We start from the raw sequence: 25,115 nt of genomic DNA on the forward strand, positions 1-25,115 counted from the left end.
CTCATCTGCCTGTTCGCCTTGGGGGCGTGCGGTTCGTCCGCTTCGCCACCTGCCGCCGACACAGCGCCCGATCTCCCACCGACCGACGGCGTCTTCGACTACCAGCTCGGCGGCACCGCCGATGAGCTGTCCGACGGGACCCGGATCGATGTGGTCGCCCGCGACGCCACCGCCGCGCCCCTCGACGGTGCCTACAACGTCTGCTACGTCAACGGCTTCCAGACCCAGCCCGGCGCCGACTGGTCCGACCGCCCATCCGCGGTGCTGCGTGACGCCTCCGGCGACCCCGTACGCGACCCCGACTGGCCCGACGAGCTCATCCTCGACCCCTCCACCGCCTCGGCTCGTGAGGCGATCCTCGAGGTCATCGCCCCGGTCATCTCGGATTGCGCTGAGGCCGGCTTCGACGCCGTCGAGATCGACAACCTCGACACCTGGACCCGCTTCGACTCGATCTCCCAGGAGGGCGCCTTCGCCCTGGCCCAGGCATACGTCTCCACAGCCCACGATCGCGGCCTAGCGATCGCCCAGAAGAACGCCGCCGAAGCCGCCCGCCCCGCCCACGACGACCTCGGCTTCGACTTCGCCGTCGTCGAAGAGTGCGGCGCCTACTCCGAGTGCGCCGCCTACACCGACGTCTACGGCCCGCACGTACTCCAGATCGAATACCCCGACTCCCTAGCCGAAGCCGATCTCTCCTTCGAAGCCGCCTGCGCCGACCCCGCCCGCGCCCCGCTCACCATCCTCCGCGACCGCGACCTCGTCGGACAGGACGAACCGGCGTACGTCTACGACGCCTGTTGACCGCAGCGAGGATCACGCAGAGGGCGTGCCCCAAGCGCAAGTCCGCCGGACGTGAAACGATGCCCATGTTTGTTCGCGACGTTCACTCGAGGAGACGTCATGTCAGATCAGCAACGCTTCGACCAAGCCCCGTCGACAAGCGCCCAGCCGGCGGTCAATATGCCCAAGCGACCGCTGACCATCAGGCTGGCCGTCGCGGGCATGTGTATCGGCGCCGCATTGGCAGGGCTTGGCATCATCGTCGCGTACGTGGAGAAGATCGCTGCGAACCAGGTTATTTATGCGGACTACGGAGACAACGAGGCCCTCATGGACCGCCTCGTTCAGACAGGTGTCTGGCAAACCGTCGGCATTTCCGCCGCCCTTGCCATCCTCGAGGTCGCGTTGTGGCTAACAATGGCGGTTGCGAACTGGCACGGCAAGAAATGGGCAAGGGTGGTTGCTACATCCCTAGGAGTCGTTGGTCTCCTGCTCGGCGTCGGCGACCTCGTGACGTCGGTCATCTATGAACAGGTAATTGTTGCGTCGGTTGTCCACAGCATAGTCACGCAGATGGTCTCGGTAGCCGTCCTCGTACTGCTATGGCTGCCGAAATCATCTTCTTATTACCGGTCACGGGTTTCCGATACAGATCGCCCATAGCGGCGATCGCGGCATCACGTCTACACCCATGTACGACCCGCCTCCAACTGAGGTTTGAAGACACTGCGACCAGTTTGTGCCCTCAGAGCTCGGGCTTCGTCTTAAGGCCCTCGTGCGGATTCGTCGGACCATCAGACCCGCAGTTGGTCTTGGTCTGAGCGTGCTGCGCGGGATCGTCAGGGTCGACACATACGATAAAGGTGCTCCCCACATCCATGCTACGGCTCTGAATAGAAGTGCTGCTATAAAATGTCTCGCCGTCGTACACATACTTGTAAACGACGTTGTAGGCGCTTCCCGTATCCAGCAATTCGAGGACCTCTGCGCTTTGGACTTCCGTGAGATGGCTCGTGTCCGGACCCTCACGACTGAACAAGAACCAAACCACCCCGATAAAAAGCGCGACCATGGCAACAAACAACCCAACGGCGCCCAGAATCCATTTCAACACTAGCTTTCCTAACCATCAAGTCGAAGGCTCGCTGCCACCGACGAGGCTTGTTCATGGCCGATCTGCGTACCCGGCACCAGGACGTGAAGGAAATAGGTCCGCTCGTGCGTCGTGGCAACCGTCACGAGGTTGCGGACAGGCACGCCCTCGCGGATACCGTCGACGTGCGCGACAAACGCAGCCCTCGCTCCAGAGACAATAGCGATCTCGGCTCGAACAGTTTCATCCTCGCAAGTCGGCGAAATCGGCTTACTGGTCCGTTCGACCTCGGCCAGCAGTCGATGACGGGCGCCCGTAGTTGACTCTTCGCCGCCGTAGCGAGCCACGAGCAGCAGGCTGTACAAGCGGCGTCCGTCTCCAATCCACTGCCACATCTCCCCGTACGTGCCCTGGGTATGGCTCGGCGGTCCGAGCGGAGCCGTGAGGACGGCTCGTCCAACATCGACTGTTGCCGCCGACAATGGCCTTTCCGGACCCGAAGCACCCGCAGTCATCGCCTGGCCGCACTGTTGTCTGCGGCCGGACGCGTGTTATCTGGGTCGAAGCTCACAAACTCATTCGTGTTGGGCGGGCGCATCCAGGTGTGCTGCGAGGATGTTCGTTCGACACCGCCTTCGATCGAACTGATGTCCTGGTCGTTGGTCGTCACGCTGGTAGCTCGCACGACGACTGACCCGTGGTCCATGGCGATTTCTGTGGCCCGGGACATGTCACCTTTCCCCAGCGCCTCGTTCATTTCGTGCCACATGACGTTGTCGCTGTCCATCTTGAGTTCGACGTCACCGCCGCCACCGGCTCCCACCCCAGGCAGGTTAAGACCAAACTTGCTGTTCGCCATCTCACCTGTCACGGCGCCCTTCAGAGTGAGCTCTTTTGGCGTGCCCTGGCCGTCGGTCTTTACCTCACCGGAGAAGTCCATAGATCCTCCGCTCTTGACCCCCGAATCGCCGGCCGCGACGTTGGCATTCAGCGATGCCTCAACCTTGATCCCGAACTCACCACCGTTCTTCTTTCCGTCGTACCAACCCTCAGCCCGCCCGCTGCTTCCTCCGTCAGCATATGGGGTTTCGAAGCCGATCTCGCCCTTGCCATATACGCCTACCTTGGCGCTGGTCACATCGTGCTCATTGATGTACGCAAGGACTGCTGCTTGGCGGGCGCCTTGGCCGCCTAAGAGCCCGTTGATGGCAGCGTCGTCGAGACCGTCCAGGAATTTCTCTGCTTCCTCCTGAGACTTGAACGTGATCTCGTATTCGGTGAACGCACCGGCACCAAGCTTTCCCTCTACGCCCTTGCTGTCCTCCCCGAGACCGAGGCCAACCGCAGTCTTCAGTGACATCTTCACGTCGCCGTTCTGCATCACGCTGTACTGGGCCTCCCCACCGAAGTCGAGGTTGATCGCCTTGTAGATCGGGACACCAATCTCGAGTTGAGCCAGCATCGTGTCAATAGCGATCTCGTTGCCAAATTTCTCGGCGATCTCTTGCGGGGTCATGCCGTCGAGCGACGGCGGCAACTGTGATGCAGAAGCTTCTTGGAGGCTACCCGAGCCACCACGAGTCTCATTATTGGCGACATCCGCCATGGACTTTGCCAGTCCGACATCGGCGGTCTCGGCTCGCTTGAGCGCCTTCTCGATGAGGTCGACGAGCTCCGCTTTCCGGACTTGTTGCTCCGCCAGCGCCTTCTCATGGAGGCGTTGATCTTCCTCGAGTTGAGGAGACGGTCGCATCGGATCCCCTGACGGCTCGAGGTCCGGCGGTTTAACCTCGCCGGTTTGGTGATTCACCTCGTAGTCCTCCCTTGACGCCTGGTCCAGGACGGCGTGCAGATCCTTCTGCGCACCCTCAGTCTCGTTGCTCGCCTCCTTCGCAGCGAGGGCAAGATCGGAGAGTTGAGCAGCAAGGTCATTGAGGAGACGCCGCTTGTCCTCGTAGGCTTTCAACGCGTCAACACGCGCGGGCGCAACCCAGGATTCAGGCGGCTTCGCATCGTTGATCTCGTCTTGAAGCCTAACCACGATCGTCCGCTTGTCGTAGAGATACTCGGCAAGGCTGTCGATGACACTTGGCTTCCATGCCAACACTTCAGCGATAGTCACCATCAGAGGTCACGACCGCTCATACGCTTGTCTAGGTTTGCAATGCGCTCACTGGGCGCTGCGCTTGAGTCGAAAACCGCCGGGCCGCGGCTGACCGTGATCTCTGGCGGGCGATTCCCGAATCCATGACCGATAACCGACTCCTGCCTTCGGCCCTCGTCGGCGCTTTGCTGGTCCGCGGTCACGTACTCCCTTGTCACCTTCCGCAACGCCTCGCCCTGTCCGGCTGCCCCGTCGCACCAGACCTTGACGCGATCGTTGAGCGCCGTCACAAGCGCGGACACCTGCCGGGCTGCAGCCCCACCCTGCAGGGCGGTCGCAATCTCCGGAACTCGATCCGCGGGATTCGCGTTCTCAACCTGATCTCTCGCCTCGTCCCACGCCGCCGCCGCGGATCTCATGTCCGACGGCGTCACCTTGATCAACGCTGCCGGATTGCTGTCGATCAGCATGGCTTGCCCCCAGGCGCGACATCTGAGGCCTCAGCGCTGGCAACTTTCATACCGTTGCCGGCGTTCTCTAGGACCGTCGCCTCCGCGCGGACGCTCACGAGCGGCCTCCGGAATCACCAGTCGGCTCAACTAGCCCCGATACGAACGTCGTTCTGGCCTTGGTGCGCATAGAACCCCCGAGATTTAGCCGCACTTACACCTGGGTCTTACCCCGCATCCGAGAGTCTAAACGCAAAATTTCAACATCGTCAGAGTCAGACTGTCATCCGGTCGAGGGTGTGCGACCGCGGCAGGGACCTTGCAGGTGTTGCCACTTGTCACCGATATCGACATGTCACCCAGCCGTGCCGCAAAGCGGTGATGCGGCCCGCCGGGACATCCCCGATGAGATGCCCCAGCATCGGGCCAGCGAGACTCTGCGTACTAGTTGCGGCGGCTCTTGCCGTCTTCGGAATCTTCAGTCTGAGGGGAGTTCGGAGCCCAGCCTCGGGATGCGTTGGGGTCCAGGACGTCGCTTGCGGTCTCGGTCCAGTCGTCGGTGTAGTCGGCTTCCCACTCTTGGTTCTGGCTGCCGTTCTGGTCCCTCTTCTTGCCACCGCGGCCGCCAGCGCCACCGGCTCCGCCGCGGCCGGCAGCGCTACCCCGACCGGCTCCACGTCCTCCAGCACCGGTGCCGCGTGCGCCCGCTCCAGTGCCACGAGCACCAGCACCACGAGCACCTGCACCAGAACCTGCTCCGGCGCGGGCACCGGCAGTGCCGGCCTTGGCGGCTGCGGACCGGGCAGCGGCAGACCTCGGCGCAGCGCCGGCGGTTGCTGCCTTCGCGGACGCACCGGCGGAGAGCTTGCTGGCGATCGCCTTGGCCACTCCAGCACCGAGCAGGGCTCCGCCGCCGGCGATCGCCAGGGCGGACATGCCGCCGGTGCCGCCGGCGAGCGGCGCCAGGCCGTCTGTGGTCTCGACCATCGCATATGACGTCGAGGGCGCGGAGGTGCCGTCGGCGTTGATCCACTCGGTGCCGTTCCACTCAGGCCTGTTCTCGGCCTTGTGCGCCTCGATGTTGGCTTTCTCCTGAGCGATCAACTCATGGCCCCAGCCGTCGGGGTACAGGGTTCCGGAGTTGTACTTCGCTGTACGCGCCTGTGCTGCTGCAACCTGACTCGCCGAGCCCGGCTTTGACGCAGTGCCTGGGGGCAGCGCGTTGGAGTCGCTGCCGTCGTCGTACAGCGCGCGTACCTTTGGCTCGGCCTCCTCGACAGAGACATCGACGGCCTGAACCCTCTGCGCAGCTTCGCGCTCGGCATCAGCGATCGCCGCCTCATTCTTGGCGTAGTTCTGCTTCGCGTCTGCGTACTTCTGCTGGTTCGCCGTCGCTTCGGCGGCCGACGTGCCACCACCAGGTTTCGTGTTGAAGGACGACTCCGGCGCCACCGGGTTGTGAGAGGCGGGCAACGTTGCTTCGAGCGCCTTGTGGGCTTCCTGAGCGTCTTTCATCCGGTCACGGACAATCCACAGCGCCGCAGTGGCCTCCTCGAGAACCTTACGCTTCTTATTGGTTTCCTTGCCCGACGTCTCCATGTCACGTCTTGCGGCAGCGCCCGACAACGACGTGTCCGAGAACCCGTCCTCAACCCGTGGAGCGTTGCTGATCATGGCGTTGCCGGCAGCATCAAACCGGTCGGTGGCACGTTCCCAACTTCTGACCATCGCCTCGATCGCCCCCGGATCGCTCCCCCGCACGTAGTCGCCGAGGCGTTGCATCCATGGACCCTTGACCGTCATCGTCCCTCCCGAGGACTCAGTTGGAGCACCGAACGGCCCCTTTACCAAGGTAGACGATATGGGCCGCATGCGGCGCCAGTCCCACCCGTTCGGTTGCTCTAGAGTCTTCCCCATGACGACCTCTCGGACGATCGCGGTCACAGCGTTGATTCTGACCACGACCCTCACCGGAACCAGTTGCGCGTCGTCCGCCGGAAGCGGCACGGAGTCTCCGAGCGCCCCAAACGGTAGCGCCACTGCCAGCGAATCACCGACGTCTCCTTCCGTTCCCAGCGACTGGCAAGAAGTGTCGGTCGACGCCGCTCAACTCCACGTTCCGCCGGATTGGACCGTCGAGCCCGGTGGGGCTGAGACCGTCTCGATGGTCGCCCCTAAAGACGACCTCGGCTACTCGCCGGGATTCGGCAACCTTCTTGCGAGCAATCTTGGGGGTGGTGGCGACGTGGCGACCAACGTCGAGACCATCGCGGGATACGAGAAGGATCGACTGACGACAGGTGGCGCCGCACATCTCAAGCGACTCCCTGACGCCACCTTCAATGGGGCGCTCTTTTACCACTTCCAGTACGAAAAGGATCGGACCTGGAACGACAGCTACGCCACCGTGACCGAGGATGGCCAGCAGCAGATCACGATCAACTGGGACTTCAACAAGAGCGACATCGACAGGAAGGGCGCTGACGCCCTGATCGCCAAGGTGATGCCGACCTTTGAACTGCTCTGAGATCTGACAATCGCGGTCAGACTGCCAGGTACTTTCCAGGCCCTGCTTTGTCGAAGATCACGAGGGGATTGCTCATCAAGGCAACGGCCGAAGCGAACTTCTGCGCGGTGACCGCAGCATCGACGTCCGCGCCCTCGAGCGCGACCATTGCTTCGTGAATGCCGTCGCTGGTCGACTTCAGCCCTTCCGCGGTCTCGCCGAGCGATCGGTCGATGTTCTGATGGCCTTTCACAACAACACCAGCGAGCCACTCGCCGCGGGCCGACCCTCCGAACATTCCGGCAATCGGATCGATGAGCGCCTTTCGCTCTGAGATCACGAGTTCACGCTCGTCGTTCAGAGCCTTCCGTGCGTTGTCCAACCTGACTGCGTCAACGCTTACCTGACCGTTGTCACCCATGGTCCGCCCTCCCGAGGCTTCCGTACGCACCCCCGGCGGGTGCCTCAGTAGGAGTAGTACACCACGCCTCACAGAGCGACGGGCAGGGATGCGTAGCCGCGGAGGATGCGGGTGGGGCGGCGTACGGCTTCGCCTGTGACGTGCAGATCGGGATGACGCTCGAACAAGAGACGGAGGCCTACGCGGGCTTCGAGGCGGGCGAGGCTGGCGCCGAGGCAGAAGTGAGCGCCGGCGGAGAAGGAGAGGTGCTGGTCGGCGTTGGCCCGCGTGATGTCGTACGTGTCGGGGTCCTCGAACACTGAAGGATCCCGGTTGGCGCCGCCGAGGACCACGGCGACAGCAGTGCCTCTCCCGACATCCACACCACCGACGCGAGTCGCCGCGTAGGCCTCGCGGACGGTGGCCATGACGGGCGGGTCCCAACGCAGGGTCTCTTCGATGACACCGTCGACCAGGGATGGATCAGAGAGCAGGAGCGCGCGCTGGGCAGGATGCGCGTCGAGAGCGGCGACCGCGTTGCCGAGCAGGTTGACGGTGGTCTCGAAACCGGCCGCCAGCAACAACAGCCCGAGGGCGTGGAGCTCGATGTCGTCGAGGTCGCCGGCGATCACCAGGGCGCTGAGGAGGTCGTCGCCGGGGTCGGAGCGGAGGCGGCGTACGTGGTCCTCGAACCAGTGGTGCAGGGACCGCATCGCGGACTCGACCTGGGAGTAGTCCCGCCACGACAGCCCCGGATCGAGGATGGCGGCGGCCTGGTCACCCCAACGAAGGATGTCGGCACGATCCGCGGCAGGGACCCCCAACAGCTCGGCGATGACGGCGATCGGGAGCTTCGCGGCGTACTCCTCGATGATGTCGACCCGCCCCTCGCGCGGGTCGATCTCGTCGAGCAGGTCGCCGGCGACCGCGGTGACCATCTCGGCCATCGAGCTGATCCGGCGGGCGGTGAACGCCTTCGAGACGTGCTTGCGGTAGCGGGTGTGCAGGGGCGGGTCGACGGCGAGCATCGACGGCGGGTCGACCGGTCCCAGCGCGTCGGGCGCGCTCACCTTGCCGAGCAGCCAGCGCAGCAGCACGGGCAGCTCGCCCTGACCGTCACCGACGCCGAAGTCGCTGCTGCGCAGGATCTCGTTGGCGGCGGCGTACGAGACCGTGCCGGCCATGAACGGGTTCATGTGAATCGGCCCGCGCGCCCGCAGGCGCCGGTAGTCCGGCACCTCCTGCGACCACATCAGCTCGGCGAGCGGGTCGCCGCGCCTCGACGCGAAGCTCAGCACCGCACGGTTGATGCCCTGGGAGAGGGCCCAGCGGGCGTACGACCTCGGCAGCTCACGCCGACGCATCGGCCAGCTCCTCGCTGAACTCGTGGGTGCCGATCCGGCCCATGAGCGGCACGAGGTCGGCCAGCAGGTCGGCGAAGGTCGCCTCGTAGTCCTCCTGTGAGAGCGCCGGGTCGAGCTGCGCCTGGAAGCGGATCCGCCACCGGTGGCGCAGGGCCTGGGCCAGCCTCTCGGGAGTGCCGAACGCCTCGGCATAGGCCGGCGACCAAGGCAGCCGGCGGGCGAAACCGGCGCGCAGCTCGGCCTCCGCCTCGTTCAGCAGCCGGTAGCGCTCATGGGTCTGGCTCCACGTCATCGTCCTCACCGTCTCCGTTGTCGTCGGGGTGGGATCGACGCTACGGACCGACCACGCCCGGGCACATCGGACGCTGGCAGGCACCTGTGTTCCTACCCTGGTAGGAGGCCGGCCGCCTGCCACGGTCGGATGCGACCCGGGTCACGCCTTCCTAGACTGAAGGGCATGAGTGTCCAGAGCCTCGCTCGCGATGTGCGCGACTTTCTGGACCGTCGCGTACGCAGCAAGGACCTCGACATCCCCTGGTGGGCGCCGCTGCTGTCCGCCGCCGCGCTCGTCGGAGTGGTCACGGTGGCGGTGCTCCAGCGCGAGGCCTCGGGACCGATGGTCCTGGCCGGCCTGGTCATCGTGGTCCCGTCGCTGAGCATCTTCTTCGTCCCGACCTCGGGCGAGTGGCTCAAGCACAACATGTGGGTCGTCGACGCGGTGCCGACGCTGGCCGGATCCGCGTGGCTGATGTCCCAGCCGGCGAGCTCGTTCTGGCCGCAGCACGACTTCGCACCGGCCGTGCTGGTCCCGCTCACCCTCGAGATGGTCATCCGCGAAGGTCTTCGCACCGGGACCATCTACGGGATCGCCTCGGGTGTGGTGATGTGGGTCTTCGCCGCGGATACGCCGAGCGGGGTCGGCGTGCACTTCCTGCTGCTCTTCGTCGGCTGGGTGTGCGGGCTGATGATGCTCGCCCAGATGCGCGCGCTGCGCGCCGAACGGCTCGCCCGCTCGCAGGAGCACGCGCGCGCGACCGAGGCCGAGCGCACCCGGATCGCTCGCGAGATACACGACCTGGTCGGCCACTCGCTCTCGATCACACTGCTGCACCTGACCGCGGCGAGGCGTGCCGTCGCCGAGGGGGACGACCCCGACGAAGCCGTGTCCGCGCTCACCGAGGCGGAGGCGGTCGGGCGCCGGGCGATGGCCGAGATCCGTCGCACGATGGGCGTGCTGTCGACCTCCGGCGCCGGGACGGCGCCGCTCCCCGGAGCCGCGGACGTGGTCCGGCTCGTGGAGGAGGGACGCAGCGCGGGGCAGTCGATCACCTTCACGTCGTCCGGGGATCTCTCCCGCATCGACGCCGGCGTCGGGCTGGGCATCTACCGGATCCTGCAGGAGTCGCTGGCCAACGCCATCCGGCATGCTCCCGGGGCGCCGGTCTCGGTCTCGTTGGCGGTCGCCGACGGCGTACGCCTCTCCGTGCAGAACCCGCTCGTCGGCAGCCGGCGAGGGGTCGGCGAGGGGTCCGGGCTGGCCGGCATGGCGGCCCGGGCCGAGCAGCTCCGCGGCCGGCTGTCCGCGGGAGCCGAGGAGTCGATGTGGAAGGTTGACCTGGTGATCCCACCGCACTGTCTCGTACGCAGGGCCCTGGCATGACGCCGGTCAACCCCGCCGCCAGTAGCACAGCGTCGCCGATCCGGGTGATCGTGGTCGACGACCAGGAGCTCGTACGCAGCGGCCTGCGCCGCATACTGCGACGGCGCGACGGGCTGGAGATCGTCGCCGAGTGCGCCGACGGCTCCGAGGTCGTCGCGGCACTCGAGGCCAACCCGGCCGACGTCGTCGTCATGGATCTGCGGATGCGGCAGGTCGACGGGATCACCGCGACCGGTCTCCTGCGGGCACTCCCGGACGCACCGCCGGTGCTGGTGCTGACCACGTTCGACGAGGACGAGCTCGTCTCCGGCGCCCTCCGCGCCGGGGCCGCTGGCTTCATGCTCAAGGACTCGCCCGCCGAGGAGCTGGTCATGGCCGTACGCTCGGTCGCTCTCGGCGACGCCTGGCTCGACCCCGCCATCACCGGCCGCGTCCTGGCCACCTACCGCTCCGCCGTCGAGCCGTCGGCGTCGAGCACGGTCGAGGTCTCCGAGCTCACCGACCGCGAGCTCGAGGTCCTCCGCGGTCTCGCCTCTGGCTGGACCAACTCCGAGATCGCCGAACGCCTCGTCATCTCCGAGCTCACCGTCAAGTCCCACATCGGCCGGATCTTCGCCAAGCTCGACCTCCGCGACCGCGCCGCCGCCATCGTCTTCGCGTACGACCACGGCATCGTCCGGCCAGCGATCTGACGAAATGGCGTGATGCCAGGAGTGCGCGAGCGCATTCCTGGCATCACAGGACGGGCGTCAGTGCAATGGGTCCTCGACCAGCACTACATAGGTGGCCGTGGTGTAACCCGGCTTGGTGAGCGTCACCACCAGCCGAAGGGAAACGTTCTTCCACTCGCCGATCAGCTCGAGGGACTGCTCGGAGCCGACCTCCTCGTAGACCGGCGTGCTCTGGCCGGTCTCCTTCTTGCGGATCTGCCACGAGTACGACACGTTCGCGCCTGCCGGCGCCGTGAACTCAGCGTGGATGGTCTGGGTGATCCACACATTTCCGCTGATCACCGGCGCGTCGACCGTCGGGAACACCCCCTCGACGACCACACCGGACGGCTCCGAGACGGTCTTGCCCGGCTTCCAGGTGTCCTTGATTGCGGTCACTTCCACGGACATGAGCGCGCCGAGGTCGTCGGCGCCGAGGACGTACGCCTCCTCGGTCGCTCCGGCGACAGGGCTCCCGTCACGCAGCCACTGGTAGGCGAACGAGGCGCCATCGGCACTCCACACACCCGGGTAGGCGGTGAGCTGCTCGCCGACCTGCGGTGTTCCGGTCGCGATCGGCGCCTGCGCGTTCACCAGGGGGCCGTGCGACACGATGTTCGTCGGGTCGGACGTCGCGGCCGCGGAAACGTAGCCCGTCTTCTCCGCCGTCACCCGCACAGCGAGCGCCCGCCCGGCGTCCGCCTCGCCGATGGGGTACGTCGCCTCGACCGCGTCCTTGACCGGCTCGCCGTTACGCAGCCACTGATAGCTCACCGAGACATCGTCGACGTCCCACTCGCCCGGGGTGGTCGTCAACGTGTTCCCGATGAGCGCCTCGCCCGAGACCACCGGGACAGCGACGGAGGTGATTGCCGGAGGCTGCTTCTCCTCGATGACGAGATCGCGGGTCACCGTTCCCGAATCGCCCGCCGCGATGGTGAACTCTTCCGACTGGGCCGGGACGTGCACGTCGTCCCAGAGATCGATGACCACCCGATATGTCCCCGGCTCCAACGCCCGGCTGGTGTAGCGGCCGTCGCTGTCGGTGAAGGCATACGTCACCGTGGCCCACTCGCCACCGGAAGCATCATCAAGGAACTGCTGAATCTGGACCTCGCCCCACTCGATCGGGCTGCCGTCAGCAAGGGTCACCCGGCCCGCGACTGTGGCGCCCGGGGCCAACTCGGCGTCGGCCTTGGTCGTCTCACGGACGTTGACGGTGACGACATCGGCTTCCGCGAACGTCGATTTGCCCGAGAACCATTGGCTGCTGTGTCCCTCACCGCTCGTGAACCGGAGGCGGTAGTTGCCCGCGGGGACACCGCGGACCTTGTAGCTGCCATCGGCGTAGTCGGTGTATCCGCCACGAACGTAGTCCTGGGTGTCGGCCGTGTAGACCTCCACGTATCCGTCGCCGATCGGCTCCCCGTCGGCGCCGGTCATGACACCGCTGATCAGGCCGCCGGTGGATACCTGCAGATCGACCGTGGTCGGTCCATCGTCGACATCGACGTAGCGGTAACGCTCCTCGGTGTAGAGATAGTCGTCCTCGAGGTTGAAGTCGACCTCGTACTGGCCGGCCTTCAGACCGAGGAACGAGTAGGTGCCGTCCTCGCCCGAAGTGGCCGACCCGATCCAGTCCCACGGGTCCGTGCGATAGACATCGACCGACACTCCGGCGACAGGCTGCCCAGCGTCGTCAATGACCGTGCCGGCAATCGACCCGTCACCCGTGCTCGGCGTCAGGATCGCGCTGATCGGAGCCGACTCTCCGGCGACCACGTCGGTCGCGTCCTCGATCGAAGCAGCGTCGGCATAGAACTCTTTGATCCAACCCGTGCCCGTGAATGCGACCCGATAGGTCCCTCCGGGCTTCAAGCCACCGAAGGTGAAGCTCCCGCTGCTGTCGGTGGAGACATCGCTGATGGCACTCCAGTCGCCCGACGACTCGTAGAGGATCACGCGGATGTCGTCGAGCGGGTCTCCGACCTCGTTGGTCACGGTGCCGGAGATGGTCTCGCCCATGCTCATCGCGGCATCGATGCCGCTCACCGTCGCAGAGCCGACCACCACATCGGTCGCTTGCTCACGGGTGGCCGCATCGTCGTAGTACTCACCGAGGAAGCCCTGCTCCGAGGCCTCGAACCCGACCTTGTATGTCCCCTCCGAGACGTTCAGGCGATAGGTCCCGTCAGCGGCCGTGTTGGCACCGCGGGCTCGCTTCCACTCCTGCGACTCGTCGTCGAATGACCAGGCGCTGGCGTACGCGTTCTCGATCGGACTTCCGTCAGCTGCGGTGACCCTGCCGGTGATCTGACCGTAGGCCGACATCACGGCGTCGATGCCGGGCGTCTCGCTCAGTCCCACACTGACCGTTCGGCCGGCATCCACGGTGGCCGCGGCGTCGTAGAAGACCGGCGCGACCGTCGCCGGTTCGGTGCGGTCCTCGTAATCGATCTGCGAGAAACCGAAGCGGTAGTCACCCGCGGGGACATAGAGAAGGTAGTCGCCACTCTGGTCGGTGAGAACTCGATAGGCCGGCCGAGCCCACCAGTACTCGTTGTCCTGCAGGGTGTAGCTGGTCACGGTGATGCCCCCCAAAGGCCCACCGGCGGTGTTCTCGACGTGTCCTGAGACAGTGCCGTGCGGCACCTCGGCGAGCTCTCGATCGACCCCCGTCAGGTTCGAGCCTCGCTCGACGACCTGCTCGACGTACGTCTCCTTCTCCCAACGAACCGCCTCGTTACGGAGGCCGGGGCTGCCCTCTCCGCCGCTGCGGTCGCTGGTGTTGAACACGATGCGATAGGTCTGTGCGGGCACGCGGAGTTCATAGGTGCCATCGGCCCCCGTCTTGCCCACGGCGATGACGTTGTCGAGCCATCCGCCCTGCTCGGAATAGGTCCTGGCCTCGAGCCTGATCCCGGCGAGCGGGCCGACTCCTGCACCGGTCACCGTGCCGGTGATGACGCTGTTGGCCACGAGCTCGAAGTCCGCTGTGACCGCGCCGTCGCTGATGACGATGTCGGTGCCACCGTCATTGGGCCGCTCGGCGTCCGATCCGTAGACGGCTTCGGGGTACTGGCTGTTGGCCGGCCGGACCATGAGGCGGTACGTGCCCGCGTCCAGCGGAAGGTCGTACGAGCCGTCCGCAGCGGTCGTGGCAACGATGTCGTTCCAGTGGTCGTCGTAGCACGGCCCCCAGTCGTCGTCTTCAAGACAGTAGGCCGCCACGGTGGCGTCAGCGATGCCGCCGCCGGTCTCGGCATCGACGACGCGGCCCGTGATCCCAGGGCCATCGAGGGCAGCAGCCGGTGAGGCTCCGCTCACCAAGGCCATCGCGCCGGCGGCCAGCAGCACCACCAGCGCACCGGCGAATGCTCGAAGCATGGTTCTCATCTATGTCTCTCACTACCCACGTCGCGTGCGCGGACAGCAAGCCAAGCGCCGAGACTCAACGGACCTGCCCTCCCGCAGAGGCCGGCCGCGCCGACAGGGCGGGATCAGTGTCGGATAGGTAAAACCACGACAAAGTAAAAGCATCCACTCAACGAGGCAACAGTCCCGCCGGACTGGGCGCTGCGTGACCTATCGACCGGCGCTGGTGACGCCTCGGCGGGGTCGGGTCAGGTGGTGGTGGCGAGGACGAGGGGGTGGACGGTGGCGGCGCCGGCGTCGAGGAGGGCCCGGGCGGCGAGGGTGACGGTCCAGCCGGTCGCGATGCGATCGTCGATGAGGAGTACGTCGGCACCGGGCGGGACATCGGCGTGGAGCGAGAAACGGCGGCCGATGGCGGCGACGCGCTGGGCGGAGTTGGAGGCGCCCTGGCCGGGGCCGACGTCGGGGTCGACGATGGCCCACGAGCCGAGGACGGGGACGCGGAGATAGCGCGAGAGGCCTTCGGCGAAGTCGCGGGTGAGGGTGGGGCGGGTGGCGGACTCGACGTAGACGATGCCACCGACCCGGGGCTGCCAGTCACCCAGGACCTCGACCACCGCCCGCACGAGCGGCACCGGAACCGGGCCGTCCTGGGCGGGTTCGCGGAGGAGGTCGCGCAGCGCCTGGCCGTAGCCGAGGTCGGTCAGCCGCGCGACCGCGCGCCCCTCGAGCGGGCCGTCCTTGATCTTGCCCTTCAGTGAGATGCCGAGCCGGTCGAGGCCGGTGGGCCACATCTTCTTCGGCTCCACGACCACCCCGGGACGAGACAGCCGCGCCGAGGCCTCCTCGACCGCACCCTCGGAGACCGACGACGTCACCGCGAAGCCACCGCAGTTGTCGCACCGCCCGCAGTCCACGGCACCGGGGTCGTCGAGCTGCTCCCGCAGGAACCGCATCCGGCACTGGTCGGTCGAGATGTAGGCGAGCATCGCGTCCTGCTCCCGGCGCCGGGCCTCGGCGACCCGCTCATACCTCTCCGCGTCGTAGTCCCACGAGACACCGGTCGCCTCCCAGCCGCCGCCGACCCGGCGGGCGGCGCCGTCGACGTCGAGCACCTTGAGCATCTGCTCCAGGCGTGACCGCGACAGGTCGACGTACGTCTCCAACGCCTGTGTCGACAGGGCGCGGCCCGCCTCCGACAGGACCCCGAGGGTCTGGCGCACCTGCTCCTCACGCGGGAAGGCGAGGGAGGCGAAGTAGGCCCAGATGTCGCGGTCCTCGATGCCGGGAAGCAGCACGACGGAGGCGTCGGAGGTGCCACGCCCGGCGCGCCCGACCTGCTGGTAGTAGGAGACCGGCGAGGAGGGAGCGCCCATGTTGACCACGAACCCGAGCGTCGCGTCGAAGCCCATCCCGAGCGCCGAGGTCGCCACCAGCGCCTTGACCTTCCCGGCGGCCAGGGACTCCTCCAGGTCGGCCCGCTCGGCCGCCTCCGTGCGCCCCGAGTAGGCGGCCACGTCATGACCGCGCGAGCGCAGATAGTCGGCGATCTCCTCGGTCGCGGCCACGGTCAGGCAGTACACGATGCCCGAGCCGGGCTGCTCGGAAAGGTGGTCGGAGAGCCAGGCGAGCCGCTGCTCGGGGGTCTTCAGCGTGACCACCCCGAGCCGCAGCGACTCCCGGTCCAGCGATCCACGCAGCACCAGAACCCCCGAACCCATCTGCTCGGCGACGTCCGAGGTCACCCGAGAGTTGGCGGTCGCGGTCGTCGCGAGCACCGGGATCCCGTCAGGAAGGTCGGCCAGCAGCGTACGGATCCGGCGGTAGTCGGGCCGGAAGTCGTGCCCCCAGTCGGAGATGCAGTGGGCCTCGTCGACCACCAGCAGGCCGCACTCGGCAGCCAACCGGGGCAGCACCGCGTCGCGGAACTTCGGATTGTTGAGCCGCTCGGGGGAGACCAGCAGGACATCCACCTCACCCGCATGGATGGCCTCCTCGATCGAGATCCAGTCCTCCGGGTTGGTCGAGTTGATCGTCACCGCCCTGATCCCGGCGCGCTGGGCAGCCGCGATCTGGTTGCGCATCAGCGCGAGCAGCGGCGAGACGATCACCGTCGGCCCGAGACCCGCCTCGCGGAGCAGCAGCGTCGCCACGAAGTAGACCGCCGACTTCCCCCACCCGGTCTTCTGCACGACCAGCGCCCGGCGACGCTCGACAGCAAGCGCCGAGATCGCCGACCACTGGTCCTCGCGCAGCGTCGCGTCGTCGCGGCCCACCAGGGCACGCAGATGTGCCTCAGCACGAGAACGTACGTCGCCAGCCGGATCCGTCATGACCACATGTCTATCAGTCACCTCCGACAGAGCCGCCCAGCTCCAGCCGCGGCCAGTCGGCCAGGTCACCGAGCATCTGCCGGTCATGAGTGGCGACGACCACCGCCGCCGAGGTGGCCCGCAGCGCCGCCGTCAGTTCGTCCACCAACCCGGCCGAGAGATGGTTGGTCGGCTCGTCCAGGATCAGCAGATGCGGGAGCGAAGCGAGCCGCATCGCCAGCTCGAGCCGCCGCTGCTGCCCCTGGGACAACCGCGAAGCAGGCGTACGCCACGCCTCCCCGTCCACCAGTCCGGTCGACCGGAGCGAGGGGATCGCCCGCTCCGGCACCATCCCAGCGGTGACCAGCTGCCCACAGTGTCGGTCGTAGACCTCCGCCGCCGTCAGACCCGGCGCCCACTCGGGCTCCTCCTGACCGACGAGCGCGACCCGCACCCCCGACGAGGTCCGGACCGACCCCGCGGCAGGCACGAGCAACCCGCCCAGCACCTGCAGCAACGTCGACTTGCCGGCACCGTTCGGCCCGGTGACCAGGAGCCGGTCACCAGCGGCGATCTCAAGGGAAACGGGCGCGCCCAGACGATCCGGCTCCGATACCTCGTCACACCGCAGCAGCGTGCCGGCCCCCGGCGAGAGCGTCGGGAAGCTGAGCGACATCGGCGGCTCCGGCACAGAGATGCGGTACGCCTCGAGTGCCGCGAGGTCACGGTTGAAGGAGCGCACCACGCCGGGTGCCCGGGTCTGTCGCTGATGTTTGCCGGTGCCCTTCGGCGGGCGCCAGCCGGTGCTCAGCCGGTCCCGCGCCGCCGAGACCGAGTCCAGCAGCCGCCGATGCTCCTCCTGCTGAGCCGCGTAGTCCTGCTCCCAGCGTTCCCGGTCGCGGCGCCGGCCCTCCTGCCAGCCCTGATATCCCCCGGCGTACGTCCGTGCCCGGCCGTCCTCGCTCGGATCCAGGTCGAGGAACTCCTCGCCGACCTCGCGCAGCAGCGCGCGGTCGTGAGAGACGAGCACGACCCCGCCGGTGTGGGTCCGGACCTGCTCGGTCAGGAACGCCAGCCCCGACGCGTCGAGATGGTTGGTCGGCTCGTCGAGCATGAGGAGGTCGTGGTGCGCGCCGAGCAGACAGGCCAGCCGCACCCGGTAGCGCTGGCCGACCGACAACGTCACCAGCTCGCGTTCAGGGTCGGTGCACGCGCCCAGCGCTTCGAGCGCGATCTGCACCCGGCGCTCGGCGTCCCAGGCGTCCAGCGTGGTCGCGCGCTCCAGTGCGGCGGCGTACGTCCCGTCCGAGTCCGTCGGATCCGACGACAGCGCCACGGCAGCCTCGTCGAGCGCCCGGAGCGCGTCGTGGGACTCCGCCAGTGCGGCGGAGGTGAGGGTGGCGACGGTGTCCCCAGGACGTACGTCCAGGGCTTGCCGTGCGATCCCGAGACTTCCGTGCCGCTGAACGCGCCCGGAGTCTGGGTCGAGCAGCCCGGCGAGGACATGGAGCAGCGTGGTCTTGCCCCGGCCGTTCTCGCCGACGATGGCCAACCGGGACCGGTGGGCGGCGGAGACGGTCAGGGAGACGCCGCTCAGGACGGGGCGACCGCCCCGGGTGACGGAGATGTCCTCGGCGCGCAGGTGGGCAGAGGTGTGGTGGGTCTGTACAGACACGACAGTGAACTTCCAGCTCGCATACGGGAGCCGGGAGCGCGATGGCAGCTACCCGGCAGATGGCCGGACAGCGGCGGGAGTATGCCTCGAAGCGCCGCCGTCAGGCGACGGGACGCAGGCGCATGTAGGCGATACCGGAGTACATGCCTCCAGGGTAGACAGCGACCACCCGTCCACGCGAACCGTTATTCACCCGAGCGCACAAGACAACACCGAGCCGGTGCTGTTGGTCCTCCCCCACGGGGACCCGCAGAACCGGCCCGGCGTGTCCAGTATGCGTCCTATCGCCGCACCGGCATAACCACACGCCCGAATTCGTACTTTAGTTACCCAAAGCGGTCGACGGCGCCGTCTCCGGTAGGAAACGACGCCGTCGAGCCACTCTGTTGTCAGTGTGGCGAGATCAGCTCACGGAGACCGCGGTCCACGTCGCCTCGACGGCCGCGACCTCGGGGCTGGAGGCACCGTAGAGGTCCGAGGCCGCCTGCACCGTCGCGTCGCGCGCACCGGCGTAGTCGGTGGTCGAGGTGAAGTAGGTCGAGTTGGCACGGAACCAGATCTGCTCCGCCTTGTCGCGACCGATCCCGGCGATGGTCGAGCCGTCACAGGTCGTGCTCGAGTGCTCGACCCCACCGATCGTCTTCGAACCGGAACCCTCGGAGAGCAGGTAGAAGAAGTGGTTGCCGACACCGCTGGAGTAGTGGACGTCGAGGTCACCGGTCGAGGACGACCAGCAGTTGACCGAGTTGCCGTCGAAGGACGGGTTGTCCATCCGGCGCAGCGGGTCGCCGCCGTCGAGGATGAAGGACTCACCGATCAGGTAGTCGCCCTGGTCCTCGGCGCTGTCCGCGTAGAACTCGACCGCCGTCCCGAAGATGTCCGAGGTGGACTCGTTGAGCCCACCGGACTCACCGGAGTACTCCAGGCCCGAGGTGTTCTCGGTGACGCCGTGCGTCATCTCGTGGCCCGCGACGTCCAGCGAGACGAGCGGCCCGTAGCCGACACCGTCGCCGTCGCCGTACGTCATCTTCTCGCCGTCCCAGAAGGCGTTGACGTAGTCGTTGCCGTAGTGGACCCGGTTGTAGGAGCCCGAGCCGTCGCCGAAGATGCCGTCGCGGGCGTGGACGTTCTTGAAGTAGTCCCAGGTGACGTTGGTGCCGTACTGCGCATCGGCCGCCGCGGTCGCCCGGTCGGTGTTGGAGCCTGTGCCGAAGGTCGTGGTCGGGCTCGTGACCACGGTGCCCGCCGCACAGCCGAAGCCGAGGAGCTGGCACAGCAGGCTGTCCTCGGCGTTGTTCATGTCGGTCGTGTAGGTGCCGCCACGGGTCTCGTCGCGCAGCTCGTACTTCGAGCCGTTCTGCTTCACCTGCAGCGGGACGGTGCCGGAGTAGAGGGTGTTGCCCTCGCCGTCGATGGTGTGGATGCCCTCGACCCGGCGCAGCACCTTGCCGCTGTCCGCGTCGACGTACGTCGCGAGGCGGGACGGCGTGCCGTCGGCCTGCTTGCCCTTGGTGGTCACCCGCCACGCCAGCGTCGGCGAGCCCTCGACCGCGTCGACGACCAGCTCGGGAGCGTACTTCTTGTCGGTCTTGAGGCCCGTGATCGTCTTGGTGACGGCGTCCAGGGTCAGCGCGGCCTTCGTGGCCGCGGCCTCGGTGATGGCCGGCTTCACCGAGAGGTCGAGCACCTTGGTCAGCCCCTGGGAGACGGACGTCAGGGCGCCGGACCTGCTCTGGTGGGCGACCAGGTCGCCGCCGACGACCTCGAGGCCCTCGTACGTCCGGTTCATCCGCACGTGGGTGGCACCGTTGGTGTCCTTCAGGGTCACCACGGGCTCGAGCTCCTGGCCCGCGCCGACCTTCCAGGTCGACGGCTTGCTCGTCAGGGCGTTGATGGCCTTGTCCGCGATCGACTCGTCGTCGATCACCTTCTGGGCGGCCAGGGTCTCTGGCGTGATGGTGGAGGCGGAGTCGGCAGGGGTGGCGCCGGCTGGACTTCCGAAGGAGGCGATGAAGGCAGTTCCTGCAACGGCGACGGCGGTGGTGGCACCGGCCGCTCGAACGAATCTACGCATGGGGGTACTCCTCGAGATAAGGACCAGGATCGCCCCGGATCCTGCCACCCGATTCAGGTCCCCGACCGAACAATTTCCTGCAATGCAGCTTTATGAACAGGTCGTGCCGCGTAACTCGTTTACGTTGTTATCAAAGATTAACCAAACGCACCCGGGGGCATATCACCAGATGCGCACCCGGTCCTCCGGATCGAGCCACAGTCCGTCGCCCTGAGCAGTGCCGAAAACCTCGTGGAACTCGTCCAGGTTCCGCGCGATGTTGGCACGGAACTCCGGCGGGCTGTGCGGGTCGATAGTGAGGTACTGCTGCGCCTGCTCCTTGCGTCGCACCGTACGCCACACGTAGGCCCAGTTGAGGAAGAGCCGCTGCCGGTCGCCGACCCCGGCCGAGCCGCCGGTCGCGAGCATGTAGGCGGTGTGCGCGATCGTCAGGCCACCCAGGTCACCGATGTTCTCGCCGACGGTCAGCGCGCCGTTGACGAACTCTCCCGGCAGGTCCCGCGGCGACAGCTTGGAGTACTGCTCGATGAGCGCCTTCGTCTTCACCTCGAAGGCCGCCTTGTCCTCCGGCGACCACCAGTCCTGCATGTTGCCGTCGCCGTCGAACTGGGCACCCTGGTCATCGAAGCCGTGCCCGACCTCGTGGCCGATGACCGCGCCGATGCCGCCGTAGTTCTCCGCCGGGTGGGCGTCCTTGTCGAAGAAGGGACGCTGCAGGATGCCGGCCGGGAAGCAGATCTCGTTGGTGCCGGGGTTGTAGTAGGCGTTGACCGTCTGCGGCAGCATGAACCACTCGTCGCGGTCCACCGGTCCGCCGAGCTTGCCGAGCTGCCGGTCGGTCTCGAAGACGCTCGCCGCGGAGACGTTGCCGATCAGGTCGTCCTTGCTGATCTGCAGCGCCGAATAGTCCCGCCACTTCGACGGGTAGCCGATCTTCGGCGTGAACTTGTCGAGCTTCTCGTAGGCCTTCTCCTTGGTCTCCTCACCCATCCAGTCGAGCTCGGAGATCGACTTGCGGTAGGCCTCCAGGAGGTTGCGGACCAGCTCGTCCATCTGCGCCTTCGCCTCGGGCGGGAAGTGGCGCGCGGCGTACTCCTTGCCGACCGCCTCCCCGATCGCACCCTCGACGATCGCGACCCCGCGCTTCCAGCGTTCGCGCAGCTCAGGGGTGCCGTTGAGGGTGCGGCCGTAGAAGTCGAAGTTGGTCTCGACGAAGTCGTCGGTCAGGTAGGGCGCCGCCCAGCGCAGCACGTGGAAGTAGAGCCACGACTTCCAGTCGTCGATGTCGACCTCGCCGAGCACGGTCGAGAGATGGGCGAAGAACGACGGCTGCCGCACGACCACCTCGCCGAGCACCGCCTCGGTGGTCAGCTTCGAGCCGGAGAGGTTGCGGACGTACGCATCCCAGTTGAAGTTGGGGGCCAGCTCGCGCAGCTCGGCGAGGGTCAGCAGGTTGTAGGTCTTCTGCTTGTCGCGGGTCTCCTCGCGCGCCCAGTGTCCCTCGGCCAGGCGGGTGTCGATCCGGATGATCGTCTCGGCAGCCGCTCGCGGGTCGGGGTGCTCGGCGAGCTCGTAGAGGCGGGTCAGGTAGTCGGCGTACTTCGCCAGCACCTCGGCGAACTTCTCGTCGAAGTAGTAGTCCTTGTCGGGCAGCCCGAGGCCGCCCTGGAGCAGGTTGAAGATGTAGCGGTCGGAGGCCTTGTCGTCGTTGTCGACGTAGGAACCGAACAGCCCGTGACCGCCGATCCGCTCGACCTCGCCCAGGAACGCCGCCAGGTCGTCCGCGTCGCGGAGCCCGTCCACGGCAGCCCTCAGACCATCAAGAGGACGTACGCCGCGCGCGGCCACCCCCTCCTCGTCCATGAAGCTCGCGAAGAGGTCACCGATCTTCTGGGCGTCGCTGCCCGGCGCGCCGCCGGAGGTCGCGAGCTCCTCGATGATCGCGCGCACGTCCTTCTCGGCCTGGTCGGCGAGCATCACGAACGGCCCCCAGCTGGACCGGTCGGACGGAATCTCGACCTCCCGGAGCCAGGTGCCGTTGACGAACCCGAACAGGTCGTCCTGCGGCCGAATGCTGTCGTCCATGCCCGGGCGGGCGTCATCGAGGATCGTCACGCCCCCAGCGTAGATGCGGGGTCCCAAGCAGGTCTGCAACAACCCCGCATATGTGGGGTTGTTGCGCTGGATTGGTGAAGATCCGACGCGAGAATCCCGCACGTGCACGGTTCTGTTCGAGGTTGGAACAGGAGTTATCCACAGGGCTGCGGATTGAGGGCGACAGGCGGCACGTCGCGGACGACCGTTGCCTCCATGACAGTTGATCAGGCCTCCGAGGCCCCGTTCGACCCGATGCGGCCGTTCCTGCGTGCATCTGCGGCCGCGACCGGGAGCGTGAAGGAGCTGCGTACGCCTGCCTACAGGCGTCTGCTGCACGGCATCTACGTCTTGGCGACCGTCGAGGTGACACCGACCTTGATCGCTGAGGCCGCGCTGCTGCCGTTCGGGGAGGAGGCATGGGCGAGCCACGCCACCGCCGCCCGCGTGCTGAACCTGCCGATCCCGGCCCTGCCCGGCGAGCACGTCACCGTCGTCGACCGCCGCCGGCGTCGCGGTCGCAAGGACGTGACCTGCCACCTCGGCCGGAAGGGCTGGATCAACGTGATCTCGGGCGTCCGCGTCTCCGCCCCGCAGCAGGTCTTCGTCGAGCTGGCGACCCAGCTGAGCCTGGTCGACCTGGTGATCGTCGGTGACCACATGGTGCGCAAAGGACTCGTCGACCTCGCGACGCTGCAGAGGTTCTGCGCCGACTCCTCCGGCCCCGGCGCTGCGCTCGCGCGCGCGGCCGCCGGCTACGTACGCGGTGGGGTGGACTCTCCGATGGAGACCCGGCTCCGGATGTTGATCGTCCTCGCCGGGCTTCCTGAACCCGAGGTCAACCTGCTGGTCGGCGACGAGGTCGAGCGCCGGAAGTACGACCTCTCCTACCGTCGTTCGAAGACGATCCTCGAATACGACGGCCGCCAGCACGTCGAGCGCGTCGAGCAGTGGGAGGCCGATCTCGAGCGGCGCGAGGCGATCGACGACGACCAGTGGCGCATCATGGTCTTCGTCGCGAAGGACATCTACAGGTCGCCCGGCCGGACCCTGGAGCGGATCCAGCGCGCCTTGCTCCTGCGCGGTGAGCCCGGTGTGCCGACATCACTCACCGACACCTGGCGCGCCCACTTCCCCGGCTGGTCCTGAAAAGCGCGCACGCAAGAATCGCGCATGTGTGGAGTTTTCACCCCCACTGCCACCCCAGCCCCTGCAACTTCCATGCATATGCGGGAAAGTTGCCGGCACCGCACAGGATCAGCCCGGTTTGACGATGCGGTTCATCTCGAAGTGCATGGGGTCGGTCCACTTCCAGTTGCCGCCCCAGGTGAAGCCCCAGCGCTCGAAGATGGCGACGACGGTGCGGTCCATCTCCCCGACGGTGCCGCGCTGGTTGCCGGCGGTGTTGAGGTCGACGGCGGTGCCGAAGGCGTGGTTGGAGAGCTGGGTGGTGTTGGCGATGAAGCGGGGGTAGTAGCAGCCCGCGTACTGCTTCGGGTCGATCGTCTTGGCCAGGCCGCGGTCGACGACCTCCTGCAGCGCGGCGCGCAGCTGCGGGATCATCACCTTGTTGCAGGTCACCGACCCGAGGATCGGCACCTGGGCGGTCACGATGTGGGAGCTCACCCAGCTCGAGGCGGGGGTGATGGTGCCGTCGCCGTTGGCCCGGTAGGTGTAGTTGCCGACGGCTTCGGCGACGGTGCCGACGACGTACGCCTTCTGGGGAGCGTTGGGGTCGAGACCCGCGCGGGCGACGACGTCGAGGCGCTGAACCGAGGCGTCCGAGCCGACGACCTTCTGGATCGGCTTGACGACCCGGTTGGGGGCGATGGCGGCGGTGGAGACGATGAGCGCGTTGCCCTTCTCCATGCCCATCTCCTCGCCCCACTTGTGGTTGACGACAGCGGCGGCGAGGCCCGGCGGCTGGGGGGCGTACGCGCCGACGTGGACCGAGGTCGCATCCTTCTTCGACCCGAGGCGAACGAAGCCGTCCTTGTCGGCCGGGAGGTCCTCCTGGCGCTCGGGGTCGATCGCCACCTCGCCGCCGGCGACGCGCTGCCAGACCTCGTCGGAGTCGGCGCTCTGGAACGGGGCGAAGTTGCGGTAGGTCGACGGGTCGACGGCGACCACCTTCACCAGCCGTCCCTCGACACTGACCTGGGCCATCGAGATCTGCTCGACACCGGAGACGCCGTCGAGTCCCCGGATCTTCTTGACGTCGCCGGAGGAGAGGGTGTCCTCGGAGAGGATCAGCAGGTCGGTGGAGTGCAGCGTGCCCTCGCGCTTGCCGGGGATGTCGACGGCGTGCGACGGGTCGGCGACGGGGCTCTCGTCCTTCGCGGGCCCGCCGCTGGCGCTGGGGCTGCTGCTCGGCGAGCCCGAGCCGGGCTTCGACGGCTCGCCCGCACAGGCTGCCAGGGTCACCACGAGGACCGCGCCGATCGCCGCGGTCGCGCTCAACGAGACCCTTCGCATCCTTTACCTCCCCGCAGGAAGGTTAGGCGAGGGCTGGTGAG

At 67.1% G+C, this 25,115-nt stretch carries 20 protein-coding genes; 6 read left to right on the top strand and 14 right to left on the bottom strand.

Translation table 11 applies throughout. From position 1 onward, the window contains the following. Positions 1 to 804 (top strand): endo alpha-1,4 polygalactosaminidase (locus tag ACFU7D_RS08470; RefSeq protein WP_378865710.1); only part of this gene is annotated, 804 nt, incomplete at its 5' end. Between the two features lie 99 nt (positions 805 to 903). Beyond that, positions 904 to 1,446 (top strand): hypothetical protein, encoded by a 543-nt coding sequence (locus ACFU7D_RS08475; RefSeq protein WP_378865713.1) that lies wholly within the window; start codon positions 904 to 906, stop codon positions 1,444 to 1,446. An 82-nt stretch (positions 1,447 to 1,528) separates the two neighbouring features. Here the strand turns inward: ACFU7D_RS08475 and ACFU7D_RS08480 are convergent, their stop codons facing one another. The 5 genes from ACFU7D_RS08480 to ACFU7D_RS08500 all read right to left on the bottom strand — a co-directional run bounded on the left by ACFU7D_RS08480 (position 1,529) and on the right by ACFU7D_RS08500 (position 6,232). Continuing rightward, positions 1,529 to 1,894 (bottom strand): hypothetical protein, encoded by a 366-nt coding sequence (locus ACFU7D_RS08480; RefSeq protein ID WP_378865716.1) that lies wholly within the window; start codon positions 1,892 to 1,894, stop codon positions 1,529 to 1,531. Positions 1,895 to 1,905: 11 nt separating this feature from the next. Then, a complete protein-coding gene (locus tag ACFU7D_RS08485) occupies positions 1,906 to 2,241 on the bottom strand; it encodes a hypothetical protein (RefSeq protein ID WP_378865719.1) in 336 nt (111 codons plus the stop codon). 146 nt (positions 2,242 to 2,387) lie between these two features. Beyond that, positions 2,388 to 3,998, bottom strand: coding sequence for a hypothetical protein (locus tag ACFU7D_RS08490; RefSeq protein WP_378865722.1), 1,611 nt, complete (start codon positions 3,996 to 3,998; stop codon positions 2,388 to 2,390). 2 nt (positions 3,999 to 4,000) lie between these two features. Then, positions 4,001 to 4,450 (bottom strand): hypothetical protein, encoded by a 450-nt coding sequence (locus ACFU7D_RS08495; protein ID WP_378865725.1) that lies wholly within the window; start codon positions 4,448 to 4,450, stop codon positions 4,001 to 4,003. Between the two features lie 423 nt (positions 4,451 to 4,873). After that, positions 4,874 to 6,232 (bottom strand): hypothetical protein, encoded by a 1,359-nt coding sequence (locus tag ACFU7D_RS08500; RefSeq protein ID WP_378865728.1) that lies wholly within the window; start codon positions 6,230 to 6,232, stop codon positions 4,874 to 4,876. Positions 6,233 to 6,344: 112 nt separating this feature from the next. On the opposite strand from ACFU7D_RS08500, the gene ACFU7D_RS08505 reads away from it, so the two are divergent. After that, entirely contained in the window at positions 6,345 to 6,956 is a 612-nt protein-coding gene (locus tag ACFU7D_RS08505) for a hypothetical protein (protein WP_378865731.1), read from the top strand. A 16-nt stretch (positions 6,957 to 6,972) separates the two neighbouring features. Here ACFU7D_RS08505 and ACFU7D_RS08510 read toward each other — a convergent pair whose 3' ends face one another. The 3 genes from ACFU7D_RS08510 to ACFU7D_RS08520 form a co-directional block, all read right to left on the bottom strand. Beyond that, positions 6,973 to 7,356: a hypothetical protein gene (locus ACFU7D_RS08510; protein WP_378865734.1), complete on the bottom strand. Its 384-nt coding sequence runs from the start codon at positions 7,354 to 7,356 to the stop codon at positions 6,973 to 6,975. Between the two features lie 68 nt (positions 7,357 to 7,424). Beyond that, complete coding sequence (locus ACFU7D_RS08515) at positions 7,425 to 8,699, bottom strand: cytochrome P450 (protein WP_378865737.1); 1,275 nt, start codon at positions 8,697 to 8,699, stop codon at positions 7,425 to 7,427. Continuing rightward, positions 8,686 to 8,991, bottom strand: a complete 306-nt coding sequence (locus tag ACFU7D_RS08520) for a hypothetical protein (protein ID WP_378728712.1) — start codon at positions 8,989 to 8,991, stop codon at positions 8,686 to 8,688. The genes ACFU7D_RS08515 and ACFU7D_RS08520 overlap by 14 nt, the downstream gene beginning before the upstream one ends. Before the next feature lie 165 nt (positions 8,992 to 9,156). Here ACFU7D_RS08520 and ACFU7D_RS08525 point away from each other — a divergent pair, with 165 nt between their 5' ends. Together ACFU7D_RS08525 and ACFU7D_RS08530 are read left to right on the top strand one after the other, a co-directional pair. Next, positions 9,157 to 10,359 carry a sensor histidine kinase gene (locus ACFU7D_RS08525; protein WP_378865740.1) on the top strand — a complete coding sequence of 401 codons (1,203 nt, stop codon included), beginning with the start codon at positions 9,157 to 9,159 and terminating at the stop codon, positions 10,357 to 10,359. Next, positions 10,356 to 11,051, top strand: coding sequence for a response regulator (locus ACFU7D_RS08530; protein WP_378865743.1), 696 nt, complete (start codon positions 10,356 to 10,358; stop codon positions 11,049 to 11,051). The genes ACFU7D_RS08525 and ACFU7D_RS08530 overlap by 4 nt, the downstream gene beginning before the upstream one ends. 57 nt (positions 11,052 to 11,108) lie before the next feature. On the opposite strand, the gene ACFU7D_RS08535 is transcribed toward ACFU7D_RS08530, so the two are convergent. The 5 genes from ACFU7D_RS08535 to ACFU7D_RS08555 form a co-directional block, all read right to left on the bottom strand. Continuing rightward, a complete protein-coding gene (locus ACFU7D_RS08535; RefSeq protein WP_378865752.1) occupies positions 11,109 to 14,456 on the bottom strand; it encodes a carboxypeptidase regulatory-like domain-containing protein in 3,348 nt (1,115 codons plus the stop codon). 236 nt (positions 14,457 to 14,692) lie between these two features. Further along, positions 14,693 to 16,777 (bottom strand): DEAD/DEAH box helicase, encoded by a 2,085-nt coding sequence (locus tag ACFU7D_RS08540; protein ID WP_378865755.1) that lies wholly within the window; start codon positions 16,775 to 16,777, stop codon positions 14,693 to 14,695. 13 nt (positions 16,778 to 16,790) lie between these two features. Continuing rightward, the gene (locus ACFU7D_RS08545) at positions 16,791 to 18,431 is read right to left on the bottom strand and encodes an ABC-F family ATP-binding cassette domain-containing protein (RefSeq protein ID WP_378865758.1); all 1,641 of its coding nucleotides are present in this window, start codon (positions 18,429 to 18,431) and stop codon (positions 16,791 to 16,793) included. 403 nt (positions 18,432 to 18,834) lie between these two features. Next, positions 18,835 to 20,505 (bottom strand): M4 family metallopeptidase, encoded by a 1,671-nt coding sequence (locus ACFU7D_RS08550; protein ID WP_378865761.1) that lies wholly within the window; start codon positions 20,503 to 20,505, stop codon positions 18,835 to 18,837. Between the two features lie 162 nt (positions 20,506 to 20,667). Further along, positions 20,668 to 22,620: a M13 family metallopeptidase gene (locus ACFU7D_RS08555; protein WP_378865764.1), complete on the bottom strand. Its 1,953-nt coding sequence runs from the start codon at positions 22,618 to 22,620 to the stop codon at positions 20,668 to 20,670. 195 nt (positions 22,621 to 22,815) lie between these two features. On the opposite strand from ACFU7D_RS08555, the gene ACFU7D_RS08560 reads away from it, so the two are divergent. Next, complete coding sequence (locus tag ACFU7D_RS08560) at positions 22,816 to 23,748, top strand: DUF559 domain-containing protein (RefSeq protein ID WP_378865766.1); 933 nt, start codon at positions 22,816 to 22,818, stop codon at positions 23,746 to 23,748. A 108-nt stretch (positions 23,749 to 23,856) separates the two neighbouring features. Here ACFU7D_RS08560 and ACFU7D_RS08565 read toward each other — a convergent pair whose 3' ends face one another. Continuing rightward, on the bottom strand, positions 23,857 to 25,059 hold the full coding sequence (locus ACFU7D_RS08565) for a M15 family metallopeptidase (protein ID WP_378865769.1): 1,203 nt from the start codon (positions 25,057 to 25,059) through the stop codon (positions 23,857 to 23,859). Between the last annotated feature and the right edge of the window lie 56 nt (positions 25,060 to 25,115).

This window comes from Nocardioides sp. NPDC057577, from assembly GCF_042801335.1.
Taxonomy (GTDB): Bacteria; Actinomycetota; Actinomycetes; order Propionibacteriales; family Nocardioidaceae; genus Nocardioides.

What these genes read in the sequence shown, in the direction of transcription:
- ACFU7D_RS08475 (WP_378865713.1), top strand. Translation starts at nt 904, where the DNA reads ATGTCAGATCAGCAACGCTTCGACCAAGCCCCGTCGACAAGCGCCCAG.
- ACFU7D_RS08495 (WP_378865725.1), bottom strand. Translation starts at nt 4,450, where the DNA reads ATGCTGATCGACAGCAATCCGGCAGCGTTGATCAAGGTGACGCCGTCG.
- ACFU7D_RS08500 (WP_378865728.1), bottom strand. Translation starts at nt 6,232, where the DNA reads ATGACGGTCAAGGGTCCATGGATGCAACGCCTCGGCGACTACGTGCGG.
- ACFU7D_RS08505 (WP_378865731.1), top strand. Translation starts at nt 6,345, where the DNA reads ATGACGACCTCTCGGACGATCGCGGTCACAGCGTTGATTCTGACCACG.
- ACFU7D_RS08510 (WP_378865734.1), bottom strand. Translation starts at nt 7,356, where the DNA reads ATGGGTGACAACGGTCAGGTAAGCGTTGACGCAGTCAGGTTGGACAAC.
- ACFU7D_RS08515 (WP_378865737.1), bottom strand. Translation starts at nt 8,699, where the DNA reads ATGCGTCGGCGTGAGCTGCCGAGGTCGTACGCCCGCTGGGCCCTCTCC.
- ACFU7D_RS08520 (WP_378728712.1), bottom strand. Translation starts at nt 8,991, where the DNA reads ATGACGTGGAGCCAGACCCATGAGCGCTACCGGCTGCTGAACGAGGCG.
- ACFU7D_RS08525 (WP_378865740.1), top strand. Translation starts at nt 9,157, where the DNA reads ATGAGTGTCCAGAGCCTCGCTCGCGATGTGCGCGACTTTCTGGACCGT.
- ACFU7D_RS08530 (WP_378865743.1), top strand. Translation starts at nt 10,356, where the DNA reads ATGACGCCGGTCAACCCCGCCGCCAGTAGCACAGCGTCGCCGATCCGG.
- ACFU7D_RS08535 (WP_378865752.1), bottom strand. Translation starts at nt 14,456, where the DNA reads ATGCTTCGAGCATTCGCCGGTGCGCTGGTGGTGCTGCTGGCCGCCGGC.
- ACFU7D_RS08540 (WP_378865755.1), bottom strand. Translation starts at nt 16,777, where the DNA reads ATGACGGATCCGGCTGGCGACGTACGTTCTCGTGCTGAGGCACATCTG.
- ACFU7D_RS08550 (WP_378865761.1), bottom strand. Translation starts at nt 20,505, where the DNA reads ATGCGTAGATTCGTTCGAGCGGCCGGTGCCACCACCGCCGTCGCCGTT.
- ACFU7D_RS08560 (WP_378865766.1), top strand. Translation starts at nt 22,816, where the DNA reads ATGACAGTTGATCAGGCCTCCGAGGCCCCGTTCGACCCGATGCGGCCG.